Origin of the sequence: Flagellimonas olearia, from assembly GCF_004150225.1 — a bacterium.
In the GTDB taxonomy this organism is placed as follows: Bacteria; Bacteroidota; Bacteroidia; order Flavobacteriales; family Flavobacteriaceae; genus Flagellimonas; species Flagellimonas olearia.
Genome location: NZ_ML142909.1, coordinates 1 through 16,215, shown reverse-complemented (window position 1 = coordinate 16,215; position 16,215 = coordinate 1). Strand labels below are relative to the sequence as shown.

General features: G+C 43.6%; 13 protein-coding genes. 8 read left to right on the top strand and 5 right to left on the bottom strand.

Annotated elements, in window-relative coordinates; genetic code table 11:
* Positions 1–88: 88 nt before the first annotated feature.
* The 3 genes from DN53_RS08975 to DN53_RS08965 all read left to right on the top strand — a co-directional run bounded on the left by DN53_RS08975 (position 89) and on the right by DN53_RS08965 (position 5,121).
* Positions 89–2,554 (top strand): M14 family metallopeptidase, encoded by a 2,466-nt coding sequence (locus DN53_RS08975; RefSeq protein WP_129654073.1) that lies wholly within the window; start codon positions 89–91, stop codon positions 2,552–2,554.
* Between the two features lie 112 nt (positions 2,555–2,666).
* A complete protein-coding gene (locus DN53_RS08970; protein WP_242502105.1) occupies positions 2,667–3,986 on the top strand; it encodes a carboxypeptidase-like regulatory domain-containing protein in 1,320 nt (439 codons plus the stop codon).
* An 82-nt stretch (positions 3,987–4,068) separates the two neighbouring features.
* Positions 4,069–5,121 carry a S66 peptidase family protein gene (locus tag DN53_RS08965; protein WP_129654072.1) on the top strand — a complete coding sequence of 351 codons (1,053 nt, stop codon included), beginning with the start codon at positions 4,069–4,071 and terminating at the stop codon, positions 5,119–5,121.
* A 7-nt stretch (positions 5,122–5,128) separates the two neighbouring features.
* Here DN53_RS08965 and rocD read toward each other — a convergent pair whose 3' ends face one another.
* Positions 5,129–6,373: an ornithine--oxo-acid transaminase gene (gene rocD, locus DN53_RS08960; protein WP_129654071.1), complete on the bottom strand. Its 1,245-nt coding sequence runs from the start codon at positions 6,371–6,373 to the stop codon at positions 5,129–5,131.
* Positions 6,374–6,598: 225 nt separating this feature from the next.
* Between rocD and rlmD the strand changes: the two genes are divergently transcribed.
* The 3 genes from rlmD to DN53_RS08945 are packed head-to-tail and all read left to right on the top strand — an operon-like array spanning position 6,599 to position 9,299.
* On the top strand, positions 6,599–8,011 hold the full coding sequence (gene rlmD, locus DN53_RS08955) for a 23S rRNA (uracil(1939)-C(5))-methyltransferase RlmD (protein ID WP_129654070.1): 1,413 nt from the start codon (positions 6,599–6,601) through the stop codon (positions 8,009–8,011).
* Between the two features lie 30 nt (positions 8,012–8,041).
* The gene (locus DN53_RS08950) at positions 8,042–8,554 is read left to right on the top strand and encodes a DUF6452 family protein (RefSeq protein WP_242502104.1); all 513 of its coding nucleotides are present in this window, start codon (positions 8,042–8,044) and stop codon (positions 8,552–8,554) included.
* The gene (locus DN53_RS08945; RefSeq protein WP_129654069.1) at positions 8,535–9,299 is read left to right on the top strand and encodes a DUF6048 family protein; all 765 of its coding nucleotides are present in this window, start codon (positions 8,535–8,537) and stop codon (positions 9,297–9,299) included. The genes DN53_RS08950 and DN53_RS08945 overlap by 20 nt, the downstream gene beginning before the upstream one ends.
* 177 nt (positions 9,300–9,476) lie before the next feature.
* Here DN53_RS08945 and DN53_RS08940 read toward each other — a convergent pair whose 3' ends face one another.
* Positions 9,477–10,649 carry a THUMP domain-containing class I SAM-dependent RNA methyltransferase gene (locus tag DN53_RS08940; RefSeq protein WP_129654068.1) on the bottom strand — a complete coding sequence of 391 codons (1,173 nt, stop codon included), beginning with the start codon at positions 10,647–10,649 and terminating at the stop codon, positions 9,477–9,479.
* A gap of 56 nt (positions 10,650–10,705) precedes the next feature.
* Here DN53_RS08940 and DN53_RS08935 point away from each other — a divergent pair, with 56 nt between their 5' ends.
* On the top strand, positions 10,706–11,404 hold the full coding sequence (locus DN53_RS08935) for a ZIP family metal transporter (RefSeq protein WP_129654067.1): 699 nt from the start codon (positions 10,706–10,708) through the stop codon (positions 11,402–11,404).
* Positions 11,405–11,572: 168 nt separating this feature from the next.
* On the top strand, positions 11,573–12,994 hold the full coding sequence (locus DN53_RS08930; protein ID WP_129654066.1) for a cadherin repeat domain-containing protein: 1,422 nt from the start codon (positions 11,573–11,575) through the stop codon (positions 12,992–12,994).
* 62 nt (positions 12,995–13,056) lie between these two features.
* Here DN53_RS08930 and DN53_RS08925 read toward each other — a convergent pair whose 3' ends face one another.
* The 3 genes from DN53_RS08925 to trhA all read right to left on the bottom strand — a co-directional run bounded on the left by DN53_RS08925 (position 13,057) and on the right by trhA (position 16,096).
* The gene (locus DN53_RS08925; protein ID WP_129654065.1) at positions 13,057–14,628 is read right to left on the bottom strand and encodes an ArnT family glycosyltransferase; all 1,572 of its coding nucleotides are present in this window, start codon (positions 14,626–14,628) and stop codon (positions 13,057–13,059) included.
* A gap of 15 nt (positions 14,629–14,643) precedes the next feature.
* Positions 14,644–15,309, bottom strand: a complete 666-nt coding sequence (locus tag DN53_RS08920) for a phosphatase PAP2 family protein (RefSeq protein ID WP_129654064.1) — start codon at positions 15,307–15,309, stop codon at positions 14,644–14,646.
* Between the two features lie 151 nt (positions 15,310–15,460).
* Positions 15,461–16,096 carry a PAQR family membrane homeostasis protein TrhA gene (gene trhA, locus DN53_RS08915; protein WP_129654063.1) on the bottom strand — a complete coding sequence of 212 codons (636 nt, stop codon included), beginning with the start codon at positions 16,094–16,096 and terminating at the stop codon, positions 15,461–15,463.
* Positions 16,097–16,215 lie beyond the last annotated feature (119 nt).

The following is a 16,215-nucleotide window of genomic DNA, read 5'->3' as shown; positions in this document are numbered from 1 at the left end:
TTTGACCCTTCAAATCCCCAGCTGAACAAAAAAATAGGACTGCCAATCAATTTATTGTTAGATTTGGTTACGACTAATTGACCCTTACATGACAAGATTTTTATTTTCCCTCACTGTACTATTCACTTTTTCCGTAACGGCCCAACAACTAAAATCCCCTTCGGAATTTTTGGGGTATGAACTGGGTACGGAATTTACCCGTCACCACGAAGTGGTGGATTATTATGAATATTTGGCCAATGAGGCCCCGGATAGGGTAAAACTCACCGTTTATGGTCAAACCAATGAGCGAAGACCCTTATTGTTGGTCTATGTCTCTTCGGCCCAGAACATGGCCAATTTGGAATCCATTAGACAGGAACACTTAAAGAGTACCCAAGGCTCGGGCAGCAACTCCAAGGCCATTGTTTGGTTGAGCTATAATGTCCATGGTAATGAAAGTGTAAGCACGGAGGCTTCCATGAAGACCATTTATGAGCTTTTGACCGCCAAAAGTGCTTATCTGGAAAACACTGTGGTAATCATGGACCCATGTATCAACCCGGATGGTCGTGATCGATACAGCAATTGGTACAATCAATATAAGAACACACCAAACCAAGTAGATCCCAATAGTAAGGAGCATCATGAAGGTTGGTGGAATGGACGAAGCAACCACTATATGTTCGATTTGAACCGTGATTGGGCCTGGTTGACACAGGTTGAAAGTCAGCAACGTATAAAAGTTTACAATGAATGGCTGCCCCACGTTCATGTGGATTTTCACGAACAAGGAGTGGACAACCCTTACTATTTTGCTCCGGCGGCTGAACCCTATCATGAAGTGATCACCGACTTTCAACGGAATTTTCAAACCATTTTGGGGCGAAACCATGCCAAATATTTCGATGCCAATGGATGGTTTTACTTTACCAAGGAGGTTTTCGACCTTTTTTATCCAAGTTATGGGGACACCTATCCCACCTACAATGGCGCCATTGGTATGACCTATGAACAAGGAGGCAGTGGCCGTGCCGGGCTGGGCATTATTACCCGCATTGGGGATACCCTTACCCTAAAAGACCGTATTGCCCACCACTTTACCACAGGACTTTCCACCGTGGAGGTTTCTTCGCAAAATGCCGAAAAACTGAATACCGAGTTCCAAAAATTCTATCAAAATCAGAATTTCAAGTACAAAAGTTATGTCCTCAATGGAAACAAGGACAAAATTGATGCCTTGAGAGCGTTGTTGGACAAGCACAAGATCGCATATGGCCATCCTTCCAATAGTTCGGTCAAAGGTTTTAACTACAATACCGGAAGCAATGGAAGTATGTCAACCTCTGCGAACAGTTTGGTTGTTTCAACCAATCAAACCAAGGGCACCTTGGTCAAAGTATTGTTTGAACCCAACGCCAAACTCAGCGATTCGCTTACCTATGATATCACTGCGTGGTCCTTGCCCTATGCCTATGGATTGGATGCCATTGCATCCACTGCCTTGGTCAATGCCACTCCGGCCAGCCAAGCCCAAGATGCTGTGGTGAGCTCATCCGTTGGAAAACCCAATGACCAGGCCTATGCCTATCTTTTTGATTGGAACAGCATGAAGGACGCCCGTTTTTTGGCCGAGCTTTTGACCCGAGGCATCCGTGTAAGGAAAGCGGACCATCCTTTTACCATGGAAGGAAAATCCTATGATCGGGGTACTTTGATTGTCACCAAAGGGGACAATGAGCACCAATCTGATTTCTACGCTTCCTTAATGGATGTGGTTTCCAAACACCATATGGACTTTACCCCAGCCCAAACGGGTTTTGTGGACTCGGGCAAGGATTTTGGTTCGGGATATGTTACCATGATCTCCAAACCCAAGGTCGCCATTTTGTCCGGAGGCCCCACCTCTACCCTTCGTTTTGGGGAAATCTGGCATTTCTTTGAACAACAATTGCACTATCCATTAACGGTAATTGATGACTCTTATGCCGCAACGGTGGATTTGGATGAGTACCATATTTTGATCTTACCTAGTGGACGGTACAACGATCATTTCAATGGAAAGCAGCTTAAAAGGCTTCGCGACTGGGTAAGAAAAGGAGGAAAACTCATTGCCATGGGAGGAGCCATTGACGCTATTGACGGAGAGGATGGATTTGGCATTGCCAAAAAGGAAGTTGAGGGCGACTCCACGGGAAATAGACCCAGCCCCCATAAGAATATGGAAAGGGAACGGATCAAAACGGCTATCACAGGAGCCATTTTCAAGACCAAGGTAGACAACACCCATCCTTTGGCCTATGGCTATGGCAATGACTATTTTACCTTAAAATTGGGCAATGCAGGTTATAACTATTTGAAGAATGGTAATGCCGTTTACATTGACCGTTCCACCAAACCGTTTTCTGGATTCGCGGGAAGCATAGCCCAAGAGAGCATAGGGGAATCTTTGGTGTACGGTGTGGAGAACTTTGGCAGGGGCCAGGTGGTGTATATGGTTGACAATCCCCTTTTCCGAGGATTTTGGGAGAACGGAAAGTTATTCTTCGCCAACGCCCTTTTTATGGTAGACTAAGCTCCTTTTTACCTGATTATCAAACTAAAAAGTCTATTATTTTAAGATTTTCCATCAGTAATGGGATTTCAAAATTTTGTACCTTTAAAAGTAAATCTTTAGGTAAATAGGTATGGCTTCCCAACACTTCAACAATGTTCTTTCCAAAGGAAAAATCATCATGTCAGGAATGGTTTTACTATGGGCCTGCGTGTTATTGACTCCTTCAAAGGCAGTGGCTTTTCAGGATGACCCTTCAGTCGATTTCAATCAGTATCAGGGCGAGGTGGTCGATGAATCCACCAACCGGCCTTTGGTATTTGCCACACTTTCCGTGGAAGGCACCAACATCAGTACCATTACCAATACGGAGGGAAACTTTTTACTGAAGGTTCCCAAAGATATTACCAACGCCAATGTCATTGTATCTTTTTTGGGGTACAAGAGCAAGACCCTACCCCTCTCCACCCTTGACCCTGAAAAGAACAAGATTTCATTGCTGATTTCGATAACCGAGCTTTCCGAAATCAATATCAATGCCCCTAAGGATGCCACTGCCCTGGTCAAGGAAACCTTGGCCAGAAAAAACGAAAATTATTTTGACGACCCCACATTGATGACCGCATTTTACAGGGAGACCATACGCAAACGCCGAAAAAATGTATCCCTTTCCGAAGCTGTTGTCAGTGTATACAAATCGCCCTACAACTCTATTCGAAAAGACGCCGTTGAACTCTACAAGGCCAGAAAAAGTACAGATTACAGCAAACTGGACACGGTTGCATTAAAACTTCAGGGAGGGCCGTACAACGCCTTGTATGTGGATATCATGAAATATCCCGAATTTCTTTTCGACGATGGCTCCATCTCAAATTATAAATTCTCATTTGACCGATCCACTAGAATCAATGACCGTTTGATCTATGTCATCAAATTCGACCAACGGGAAACCATTTTGGACCCTTTGTACCATGGGGAGCTTTTTATTGATGTGGAAAATAAAACCTTGACCAGTGCCACCTATTCCCTGAACATTACTGACAGGGATTTGGCCTCCCAGCTTTTTGTCCGAAGAAAACCCGTAGGTGTTGATGTCTGGCCCACCGAGGTATCTTACCGGGTTGATTATCGTGAAAAAAACGGGAAATGGTATTATGGATACAGTAGTGTTATACTGGAGTTTAAAGTGGATTGGGAAGACCGTCTGTTCAATTCCGTGTACAGCATGACCGCGGAAATGGCCGTTACGGACTGGGAACCCAATATTACCGGGAAATTGCCCAAAAACCGTGAGCGAATTAGAAAATCCATCATCCTAAGTGATGAGGCCATTGGTTTTTCCGACCCTGACTTTTGGGGCGAATACAACATTATAGAACCAGAAAGATCCATTGAATCGGCCATCAAGAAAATCCAAAGACAGCTTCGTCGCATAGAGCGCCGGGGCAAATAGTTGGTAAAATCATACTTTCCGTTTATTTTTATGGCACATCCTTGGCCATGCCAAGGTTTCTTGTATACTTTAATCTGAACACATGTCCAAAAGAAGAAATTTCTTAAAATCGGCCTCTGCCATGGGGGCCACATTACTACTGCCCAAAATCGGAATGGGAAATGAAAATCAACCTATCCTTCCATCCAAGATCAAACCCAAAAAACTACGGAAAGGGGATACCATAGGTTTGGTGGCACCAGGTTATGCCATAAAGCCCGAAGTATTGCAAAGAGCACTGGACACGCTACAAGAGATGGGTTTCAAAACCTATCATACTACGAGAATTTTGGGAAATTATGGATATTTCAGCAATACGGATGAAGAGCGGGTAAAAGACCTGCACGAAATGTTCGCCAACCCAGAAATAGATGGTATTCTGTGTGCCCGGGGCGGGTATGGGTGCACCCGAATCCTTAATCACTTGGATTACGACATTATCCGAAACAACCCTAAAGCCTTGATCGGTTTTAGTGACATTACCGCATTGATCCAGGGCATATACAAGGAAACCGGATTGATTTGCTTTCACGGACCTGTAGGCAGCACTATAGACGATTCGTATAGTCAAAAATACTTCCGAAAGGTATTGATGAAGGGAAAGGATTCCCAGGTCATAGAAAATGTAAAGCTGAAAGACTCCGAATTTCTGGACAATAGTGAGTACGAACGATATACCATTACACCTGGTACTTGTCAAGGTGAATTGGCAGGGGGAAGCCTTACCCTGGTCAATGCATTGGTAGGAACTCCACACGAAATTGACTTTACGGACAAACTCGTTTTCTTGGAAGATGTGGAAGAAGCTCCCTACCGTATAGATCGTATGCTCACCCAACTCATTGAAGGCCCAACCTTTTCAAAGGCCAAGGGAATTGTTTTTGGGGTATGCAAAGGCTGTGATCGGGAAAAGAAAACCGACAATTTCACCCTTAAGGAAGTCATCATGGACCGAATAGCCCCAATAGGATTGCCCGCAGCCTATGGTATGAGCTTTGGGCATGTTCCCAATAACTTTACAGTTCCCGTGGGTATCCAAGCGGCATTCAATGCCACTGAAATGACCATGGAATTGTTGGAATCCGCAGTTTCTTGATCCTAGTTTACTTTTTAAACCCCTTGAACGTTTTTATAATGATGGAAACACATTCCATCAATTGTTCCCGGTTCATCACCAAAGGTGGTGCAAACCGTATGATATTTCCGTGGGTGGGTTTGGCCAAAAGACCATTTTCCTTAAGGGCCATGCATAAGTCCCAAGCGGTGGAGCTTTCTTCGGTATCGTTGATCAAAATAGCATTCAAAAGTCCTTTTCCACGAACCTTCACCACTAAATCCGAAGTGGGGATAAACTTGTTGAGTTCTTCCCGGAACAACGCTCCCAATTCCTCTGCGTTCTGGGCCAGCCCCTCCTCTTTGATTACCTCCAAAGCGGCCATGCCCACTGCAGCAGCAACCGGATTGCCCCCAAAAGTACTTCCGTGGCTTCCCGGGGTAATCACTTCCATGATATCATCATTGGCCAAAACAGCCGAAACCGGATAGGCACCTCCTGATAGGGCTTTGCCCAAAATCAAGATATCGGGTTTTACATTTTCATGGTCCACCGCCAAAAGTTTCCCGGTACGCGCAATACCCGTTTGCACCTCATCAGCTATAAAAAGGACGTTGTGCTCTTCGCAAAGGCTTTTGGCAGCGGCCAAATAGCCTTCGGAGGGTACATAAACCCCTGCTTCCCCTTGAATGGGTTCCACCAAAAAGCCCGCCACATGCGGATTGCTTTTCAAGGTGTTTTCCAATGCGGTCAGGTTATCGTATTCAATTTTTATGAATCCCTCCGTATAAGGTCCATAATCCGTATTGGCCACAGGGTCGTTGGAGAAGGAGATAATGGTCGTTGTCCTTCCATGAAAATTGTTCTCACAGACCACAATCTTGGCTTGGTTCTCAGGGATACCTTTTTTCTGATACGCCCATCTCCTACAAATCTTTAAGGCAGTTTCCACGGCTTCGGCCCCTGTATTCATGGGCAAAAGCTTGTCAAAACCGAAGGTAGAGGTGGCATATTCCTCGAACCTTCCCAACATATCGTTATAAAAGGCGCGTGAGGTCAAGGTAAGGGTCTTGGCCTGCTCCACCATGGCCCCAACGATCTTGGGGTGGCAGTGCCCTTGGTTCACTGCTGAGTAGGCCGATAAAAAATCGTAGTACTTTTTACCTTCCACATCCCAGACATAGACTCCCTCACCCCTACTCAAAACCACAGGGAGCGGATGGTAGTTATGGGCTCCGTACTTGTTTTCCAAATCTATCGCTTGCTGCGACGTTAAATGCTCTAAAACAGCCATTTTAGTTCTAATTAAAATTTATAAAACAACCATTCCTACAATACCTTTTTTCTTTCGAAGACTCGAAAAAGCAGCGTGGGAGAGAAATCATCCCTTGAAGTGCCCGCAAATTACAAATTATTGCGCAAAACATACACTTGACAAATCCAATTTCACAATCAAAGTTTAGGGGCAATTTAAGACCTCGGGCAATGCCAAATACCAAAAAGAAGTTACTTTTGCCCCATGCGTAGAAAAAGTAGGCGACAGACCTTTCAACAAGTCGAAGTAGTTGATGCGGGAGCTAAGGGAAAAACCGTGGGCAAGGCCCCGGACGGACGGGTGATTTTTTTGTCCAATGCCGTTCCCGGTGATGTGGTGGACGTGATGACCACCAAAAAACGAAAGGCGTATTTTGAGGGGGTGGCCACCCATTTCCATACACTTTCCGATAAACGAACCACTCCCCAATGCCAACATTTTGGGGTCTGCGGAGGGTGCAAATGGCAGCACATGGGCTATGAGCACCAGCTCCATTTTAAACAGAAGGAGGTAGAAAACAACCTCAAGCGCATTGGCCATCTTGAACTTCCCGAAATCAGCCCTATTCTAGGTTCAAAAAAGCAGTATTTCTATCGGAACAAGATGGAATTTTCCTTTTCCAATAGCCGATGGCTCACCCAAGAGGAAATTGATTCCAACACGGATTTTGAGCATAGAAATGCCCTCGGATTCCATATTCCAGGCATGTGGGACAAGATTTTGGATATTGAAAAATGTCATCTGCAAGAAGATCCTTCCAATGCCATCCGATTGGAGGTGAAACGCTTTGCCGTTGCACATGATATGGCCTTTTTTAATCCAAGAAAGCAAGAAGGGCTTTTACGAACCATGATGATCAGAACCGCTTCCACTGGCGAAATCATGGTGCTGTTCCAATTTTTTGAGGACGATTTGGAACAACGCGAACTGCTTTTGAATCACATCCAACAAAAATTTCCGGAAATCACCGCCCTACTCTACGTCATCAATTCCAAACAAAACGATACCATTTATGACCAAGAGGTCATTTGCTTTGCCGGCAGAGATCACATCTTTGAGGAAATGGAAGGGTTGCAATTTAAAATCAATGCAAAGTCCTTTTACCAGACCAATTCGGAGCAAGCCTACGAACTCTATAAAGTAACCCGGGATTTTGCCAACCTGAGCGGAAATGAACTGGTCTACGACCTATATACCGGAACCGGGACCATTGCCCAGTTTGTGGCCAAAAAAGCCAAAAAGGTGATTGGAGTGGAGTCTGTTCCGGAAGCTATTGCAGATGCCAAAGCCAATGCGGCACACAACCAAATTTCCAATGTGGAATTCTTTGTGGGAGACATGAAAAATGTCTTCAATTCAGAGTTTATAGCACAACATGGCCATCCTGATGTGATCATTACGGACCCGCCAAGGGACGGAATGCACAAACTGGTCGTGGAGCAACTTTTGCAAGTGGCCCCAAAAAAGATTGTATATGTAAGCTGCAACAGTGCCACCCAAGCGCGCGACTTGGAATTGATGAAGGAAAAATATGAGGTTGTAAAAGTTCAGCCGGTGGATATGTTCCCACAGACCCATCACGTTGAAAATGTTGTACTTTTGGAAAAACGGGTATAATCTTTGATGAAAAATCTGCTTTATACAGGAATGAAAAAAATTCTCCCCATTGCATTGATCACCGCCATGCTCGTTTATGTTTCCTCTTGTGAAAAGGATGATATTTGTGTGGAAGGCGATACCCCACTCCTCGTCGTTGGTTTTTATGATATTGAGGATACCACCGCAACCAAGGAAGTTCCTTCCCTTCGTATCAAGGAAGTGATTTTGGATGAATCGGTGAACACCTTTACCGACCGCTCCGATAATTTGGACTCTATAGGCATTCCACTTCGTGGGGATGCCATCAGTACCCAATTTGCCTTTATCACCAACTCTGCAGATGATGGGGAAACCGGGGAAGAAATTGGCAGTATCGATACATTGACCGTTTCCTATACCACAAACGAGACTTTTGTCTCAAGAGCTTGTGGCTTTGTGATAAATTATGAAGGTATTTCCGTAACCTTGCCTGAAAGTGCCGAAAATTGGATTCAGGACATCCGTATTGTCCAACAGAACATAGAAAATTCCAACAACGTCCATGTCAAGATATTCCATTAGTCTTTTTATCATTCTACTGCCCTTGCTGGTTGTTGGGCAGAGTAAACCTATAGACCTTCAGGCCAAGGATACTGTGGAGTATAAGCAGGAATACGGTTTGCGTGTCGGTGCGGATCTCAGTAGACTTATTTTTTCCTTTGCGGATGAGGACTACACCGGACTGGAACTGGTGGGCGACTATCGACTTACCCAAAAACTTTACTTGGCCGCCGAATTAGGGAACGAAACCAAAACCCAAAACGAGGATTTGGGCGGTACCGACCTGTACAGTTACAAAACCGCAGGGAGCTATATCAAAGCAGGGATTGACATAAACACCTATGAAAACTGGTTTGGAATGAACAATGCCATAACCATTGGAGGAAGATATGCCGTGGCCAGTTTTAGCCAAACCTTGAACGACTATCAAATTTTTGATAGCAACCGTTACTACAATCCTGGGTTTTTACCCGGTTCGGAGCCCAATGTGGAATATAATGGGCTTAGTGCCTCTTGGTTGGAATTTGTGGTAGGGGTCAAAGCAGAGCTTTTTGCCAATATCTTTATTGGTATGAGCGCCCGTATGGGATTCTTGGTCACCAACAAAGAGGATGAACGCTTCCCCAACCTTTGGATTCCTGGGTTCAACAAAGTAACCGATGGTAGCAATTTTGGAGTAAGCTATAACTACACCCTTTCCTATTTCATTCCACTCTACAAAAAGTCGAACAAGAAGAAACCCACTACCGAAGTTCAAGAACCTTAAAGGGTCATGTAAAAAAAAGAAGCCTGAATCATCAGGCTCCTTTTGGTAATTGAATTGAGTTAGTCTAGAATAATCCTTCTATTCTTTTGAGTCAATTAGCTTATTCCTTAACAAAGACCTAAGCCAATGGTTATGGTAAAGTTAATCAATTTATAATTGAGGTGGAAAAATCCCCTTTTACGCTTCTTGACCTTCTTTATTGTATTTTGCCTTTTTACTGCCTTCATACATCTCATAGTACACCAATCTCGCTTCCAATTTTCCGTTAAAGGCTTTTATTTTTCTTGAAGGCCTTAGCCCTACATATTTCAATGCCTCCAAATTGGAGGTGATCATCCAGACATCCGTTCCCGGATATTCTTGTTTTAGCGTATCCCCTATTTTGGCATAAAACTCATCCACCTCTATGGGCAACCTTTCGCCATAGGGAGGATTGAAGACCATATGCAATTTTGTATCTACCGGTTTTTCCGTTCTAAAGAAATCCTTTCGTTCCACGGTAATGTATTCCGAGAGGTTGGCATTCTCCACATTCTCTTGGGTTTTCCGAACCGCAGAGGGCGCCTTGTCATAACCGAATATCTTATGACGGAACTCACGGACTTTGTTCAAACTGGCATCAACAATTTTTTGGTGCAGTTCGGCATCATAATCCTTCCAGTTCATAAAGGCATAGGATTCCCGATTGATGTTGGCCGGGATATTACAGGCAATCATGGCGGCTTCAATCAAAAAAGTACCACTCCCGCACATGGGATCCAAAAAGTCGGTAAGACCATCCCATCCACTCTTCAACAAAAGGCCTGCCGCCAACACTTCGTTAATGGGGGCTATGTTGGTCGAAATGCGATAACCCCGTTGATGCAACGAGTTTCCAGAACTGTCCAAAGAAACGGTACAGGTGTTATCATGGATATGAATGTGGATCCGTACATCGGGATCTTGGGTACTCACGTTGGGACGTTCACGTTCCACCCTTCTGAACTTGTCCACAATGGCATCCTTAGCCTTGAGCGAAACAAACATGGAGTTGTTGAAAATCTCGGTGTTCATGTTGGTATCCACCGCAAAAGTCTGGTCCGGACCAAATATGGAAGACCAGTTGATGTCGTACACTGCTTTATACAGATCTTTCTCATTGTACACCTTGAAAGTTCGCAAAGGTTTGTAAATCTTCAATGCGGTCCTAAGGCACAGATTGGCCTTGTACATGAACCCCGTATCCCCCTCAAAAGACACATTGCGAACACCTTCCTCAACATTTCCCGCTCCCAAGTTCCGAAGCTCTTTGGCCAAAAGAGGTTCAAAGCCAAAAAGGGTCTTTGCCAACATTTTAAAATTTCCTGCCATGTTTTCCTAAAATCTTTCCGCAAAAATAGGCTATTTTTGACCCTTCAACCCTATTTATGGATTTTCCGGTCTACGTCATCTATATTGTTCCCATATTGGCCGTTTGGGCCAGTTTTGCCTTTGCGTACATCGCACGGCCCAAGAATATCAAGAACATCAACCTGCTCCTTGCCTTCAGTGGGGCATTTTTGTTGTCGCTCACCTTTTTGGAGCTGTTGCCCGAAGTATACGAAGGGCATGACCCCAAGACCATAGCCCTTTACATTTTGGCCGGTATCCTGCTCCAGATTTTTTTGGAGTTTTTCTCGAAGGGGGCCGAACATGGGCACATGCATATCGATATCAAGCAGAACCGTTTTCCCATCCTGCTCTTTTTGAGCTTATCCATCCATGCACTGGTGGAAGGAGTTCCCATTCATGACAACAATTCCATTTTGTATGGCATCATCATTCACAAAATTCCGGTTGCCATCATTCTCAGTATCTTTTTGATCAATTCCAAAATGAGACTGGCATGGGCCATCCTATTTGTGGTCTTCTTTTCCCTGATGACACCTTTGGGCAGCTTTTTGTCCGCACAGTTGCCCAAACTCCAAGGGTATGGACATATATTGACCGCCTTGGCCATTGGGGTATTTTTTCATATTTCCACCATTATCCTTTTTGAAAGTTCAAAGGGACATTCCTTTAACCTTCAAAAACTGCTGGTGATCATCTTGGGGATTGCCACGGCCTACTTTACCCTGCATATGTAGCATACCTGATGGCCGATTAGGCCCTATTTTCCATTTACTTCGGATTGCCCGTCAATCCATATCCCTGTTCCGTGAATCCAAATGTGGCATCCGTCAATTGGGTACATATTTCATGGTTCCGATACGATACTTTGGTTTTCATAACATAACTCCATAACACTAGAAGTCATGAAAAAAGTAAGTATTGTATTGAGCGTTTTTTTGATAACGCTGCATTTTGGATGTCGTAAGGATGATGGCCCTGAAGCTTTGGCCGCAGTAATCACCATCTCCAATTTTGAGACCTCCGTTGAGGAAAATCCAGTGGAAAACCAAGTATTGGGAACCATATCGGCAAGTACCAACACAGGGACCTTGACCTTCAGCTTGACGGGGGAAACCCCATCAGGGGCTTTGAGCATCAATGCCAGTTCGGGGCAATTGACCGTAGCGGACCCTTCCGTTTTTGTTTTTGCCACCAACCCCACCATTACCGCAACCGTACAGGCCAAGGTTGAAGATGTCGCCAAAACGGCCAACATTACCATCAACGTGACCGAAGAAACGTTGGACGTGGTCACAGCCATTATAGACAAAACGGGATATACCGCCCCGGAAGACTTGACCTTCCTCTATTCCACGGATGGCGGCGATTCCTATTCCACGGACAAACCCACCGACCTTACGGAAGGCGATGAGATTTTGGTAAACATCAGCAATGGGATCATGGACATTTCCAAGGATGATTTTTCTTTTACCTGGATAAACTCCAGCCCCGTACCCCAAACCTCGGATATAGCATTGGCTAAATTCGTAGTGGGCAGCACTGATCTGGATATTAAGGTTGCTGTGGTAGATAAATGGGAATTGGTAACTTCAAACTTAGGAGGTGAATTTTCTGTCATCAATTTAGATGATTTTACCCTGTCTTCTGGTTTTACCGTTATATCAAATGACCAAAACAAAACTATAGGCAATGTTGGAGGAGTAGTATATAATCCAAACAACCATAAAATCTATATTTCAACTGGAAAAAATGGGGAGATTTTTCCCAGTATCTACGAGGTTGACACCCCAGGCATGGTAGCAAATTCGATTTATGAAAATGATGGTACTTGGTCAAAAATACCCAGCTTAATTTTAGCACAGGACAATACCCTTGTCGCTAGCATTGACTTTGGCGACTTTGAAAATCACGCGTTGGTTTATAGTAGTCTAACCGGCGATATTTCTGAACCCGCATTTTTATCTGGCGATTTATTGCCCAACTCTGGTATGGGCATTACATGGAGTGAAGACGGAATTCTTGTAGGAGATGGATACCAAAGTTCAATTTTAATCCATAAATCAAGTATAACCGGTGTCATTTCGGAAAGCATAGCATTGGATTTACAGGGTTTTGAAAATGTTAACCCAGCTAGCTATACAATCAGAGACTTGGAATGGGTAGGAGCTAAACTTTATGCAATTTGTCTGGAAACAATCAGTGGAGACACTTATTTGGCAGAAGTGGATTTAGACAACAAAAAATTCATAAATAAGATGTTGGTAAGTCCCGGAGGACAAGGTCGTTATGAGAATTTAGCACTTATCCCTGCCTATTTGTTCTAAAAAACAACCAACCTAATCATTAACTGCAGAGGGGGCGAGTTTTCGCCCTCTTTTTTTGTCCTTTACTTGGTGTAAATTCGCGTAACGTGGTTTTCAAAAAGGGCTTTCTGTTCCTGTACCAAATGAAACTGTTCCAAGGCCTGTAGGTCTTCTTCGTTAGGGGTATTGGTAATTACGTAGGTATTGGGATGCTTCTCCAAATAGGTATTCAATTCGTCCACCGTATCAAATACTGGGAAGGTTTGTTTAAAATTAATGGGGAATGCGCTGTCAAAACGTTTAAAGACAATTATGGTTGATTCTTCGGGTATGCGCTCCAAAGCCATGGAAACGGGACTTTTCTTAGTCAAAATAGGGTATATCACCCCAAAAAGGCACAGTCCCATGGCCATCCATCCTCCAGCCATACTCCAAAAGGCTTTGACCAAGGCACCTTTTCTATAAAAAAAAAGCGCCAAAAATGCTGCCGCAGTGGTAATGAGCAACAAGAGGCTCACAGAACGTACTTCCAAAAATTGTTGTTCCACCCCAAGGGCCACATACCCCCCAATGGGCAGGGCTATTCCAACAACGGCCAAAAAAACAAGGCTCCACAAGACTGATTTGGACTTTACTTGCGACTGATGCAATTGATACAGATAAAAAGCAATCACAATGCCCACAAACGGATAACACGGCATGGGGTAATTGGGCAATTTGGTGCTGGAGATACTAAAAAATAGAATGGTAATGGCCGAGACCAAAAAAGAGAACAGCATAAAATCGTTTACCTTTCGCACCTTCCAAGCCCGTTGAAATCCTTGGATGATAAATACGGAAAAAGGCAACATCCCCAAAATCACAAATAATGGGGTCAAAATGAACAACCCCCCATGCCCTTCCTTTTCCGAACCAAAACGGGAAAGGTTATGGTCTAAAAAGAAACCTTTGGTCCACTCCCCATCGGTGGCCGTATGCACCAGATAAAACCACGGGGTGGAAATCAAAAAGAAGAGTCCCAATCCCAAAAGAGGCCGAAGCCTTAAAATAGTGTTTCGGTTAAAATCCCCTTTAAACCATAAAAAACAGGAAACAATAAGACCTGGCAAAGCCAAAGCGATAGGTCCTTTGGCAAGCACCCCCAATGCCATTCCCCCATAAAAAGGGACCAGCCATCCCGTACTACCCGTTTTGTAATGGTTATAAAAAGAAAACAAGGAAAGGGTGAAAAAAAAGATAAGATAAGGGTCAGGCACTGCCAGATGGAACTCCTGCACAAAAAACAGTGATGAGGCCAAAATCACCACGGTCATCATAGCCAAGGCCCCATTCTGCCACTGTTTTACATTTCTATAGGTAAACCAAATGGTAAGGGCACCAAAAAGCCCAGAAAAAAAACGGGCGCCAAAGGCATTTACCCCAAACAGTTTATACCCCAACATCATAAAAAAATAATGCAACGGAGGCTTATCGGTACGCAATTGGCCATTGAAATAGGGCACAATGATATCTCCTGTGACGAACATTTCCCGAGCGGCTTCGGAGTTTCTGGCCTCGTCCAAAATATAAATGGGGTATGCGCCAATAAAAGAAGTACAAACCGTCAATGCCAATAAAAATACCAAGAGAGCGTCATATTTTCTTAAAGCATCCATGAAACGGAACTAAAATCAGCCATTAAAAATCTGTTTGAAGACATGTTGTGGGTTGAATTGAATCTGCTTGGCATGCCATTTTTTGGGAAACCTTCTCACAATCAAATATGCAATCATGGAAGAAGTCGTTCCAAAAAGAATCCCAAAGTAGACATCTATAAAAAAGTGCTGTACCAAATAGATACGGGAAAGTCCCACAAATAGACCAAGAATCATTAAAACCCAACTGGCGGTTGTGTTACGGGACAACAGGGCAAAGAAAGACACCAAGTAAAACATAGTTGCGGTATGCCCAGATGGAAATGAATTGACATATCTGATTTTGACTCCCTCTACCAAATGGATAAGTTCTCCCATACCAGAACGATAGAAATAAAGGTACGGTCGGAGTTCCCCACTATATAGTCCTTTTTTAAAAAGTAATACCAAAACCACTTGGACCGCAAAAGCCAGTAGGAATACGGCCAACCATTTTAACTTAAACCGGAGCACCAATAATAGGACAAAGGGAACAATTATGGCATTTCCCAATGAGCTTGACCTAGTAAAAAAAACATCCCAAAAGGGAGTCCTGAGTTGGTTGACCCATAAAAGCAATTCACCCTTGTGTACAAATGTCAGGGGCAAAAGAAGAACAATGAGCAAGAAGAACGGTAGTAATCTTTGGAGTACGATACGCATGCCTGAAGGTTTGTACCCAAAATTATTTTACATCGAGAATGATTAGGTTAATTCTTGATTATCTGTTTTTTAAAAATCCTTTCCTTCTCTGTAAAGATATTTTTAACCCAGTCTTACCAAAAACTTCAATTAACCTTTTCCTAAAATAGGATTAGCGAATCAGTTCTAAAACCATCCACCAATGGCTGATTGCTCCGCCTAACACAAAAAAATGCCATATCAAATGGTTATAGGGTATCTTTTTGATGGCATAAAAGACAATGCCCAAGGTATAAAAAGCGCCCCCAAGAGACAGATAGAACAATCCTGTTGTGGATAGGTGCTCTACCAAATAGGGAACATCAATGACAATAAGCCAGCCCATAACGCCGTAAAGTACAAGGGAGAACGCTTCATACTTTCCTGTAAAAAAAAGTTTCAATACCGTTCCGAACAATGCTATACCCCAGACCAAAAAAAACAACAGCCAGCCTTTGGAGGGCAAAAGTACGGTAAGACATACTGGGGTATACGTACCGGCTATCAAATAATAAATACTGATATGATCCAAAATCCTTAGTCTCTTCTTCAACCTTGGATCTTGTACGGAGTGGTATACTGTTGATGCTGTAAACAACAGTACCAACGATATGCAATACACCAAAACACTTCCAAAAAGGTACGGTGTATCCCTGATATGTTTTTGAAGAAGAATTACACTCCCAAAAAGAGCCAGCACAATACCAAGGGCATGCGAGTACGCATTCCATTTTTCCTCTAATAAAACCGGATTTGATTTTTGGGGCAAGAATAAACGCTTTAAGAGATATTAGGGTACAAATATAAGCACGGTAGAAAACAATATGAACAAAAAAGCCCGATACGTTATGTATCGGGCTTTGAGGAAGGCGGCGACCTACTCTCCCA

What these genes read in the sequence shown, in the direction of transcription:
- rocD (WP_129654071.1), bottom strand. Translation starts at nt 6,373, where the DNA reads ATGGCTGTTTTAGAGCATTTAACGTCGCAGCAAGCGATAGATTTGGAA.
- DN53_RS08975 (WP_129654073.1), top strand. Translation starts at nt 89, where the DNA reads ATGACAAGATTTTTATTTTCCCTCACTGTACTATTCACTTTTTCCGTA.
- DN53_RS08925 (WP_129654065.1), bottom strand. Translation starts at nt 14,628, where the DNA reads ATGGATGCTTTAAGAAAATATGACGCTCTCTTGGTATTTTTATTGGCA.
- DN53_RS08965 (WP_129654072.1), top strand. Translation starts at nt 4,069, where the DNA reads ATGTCCAAAAGAAGAAATTTCTTAAAATCGGCCTCTGCCATGGGGGCC.
- DN53_RS08950 (WP_242502104.1), top strand. Translation starts at nt 8,042, where the DNA reads ATGAAAAAAATTCTCCCCATTGCATTGATCACCGCCATGCTCGTTTAT.
- DN53_RS08940 (WP_129654068.1), bottom strand. Translation starts at nt 10,649, where the DNA reads ATGGCAGGAAATTTTAAAATGTTGGCAAAGACCCTTTTTGGCTTTGAA.
- DN53_RS08930 (WP_129654066.1), top strand. Translation starts at nt 11,573, where the DNA reads ATGAAAAAAGTAAGTATTGTATTGAGCGTTTTTTTGATAACGCTGCAT.
- DN53_RS08920 (WP_129654064.1), bottom strand. Translation starts at nt 15,309, where the DNA reads ATGCGTATCGTACTCCAAAGATTACTACCGTTCTTCTTGCTCATTGTT.
- rlmD (WP_129654070.1), top strand. Translation starts at nt 6,599, where the DNA reads ATGCGTAGAAAAAGTAGGCGACAGACCTTTCAACAAGTCGAAGTAGTT.
- DN53_RS08935 (WP_129654067.1), top strand. Translation starts at nt 10,706, where the DNA reads ATGGATTTTCCGGTCTACGTCATCTATATTGTTCCCATATTGGCCGTT.
- DN53_RS08945 (WP_129654069.1), top strand. Translation starts at nt 8,535, where the DNA reads ATGTCAAGATATTCCATTAGTCTTTTTATCATTCTACTGCCCTTGCTG.
- DN53_RS08970 (WP_242502105.1), top strand. Translation starts at nt 2,667, where the DNA reads ATGGCTTCCCAACACTTCAACAATGTTCTTTCCAAAGGAAAAATCATC.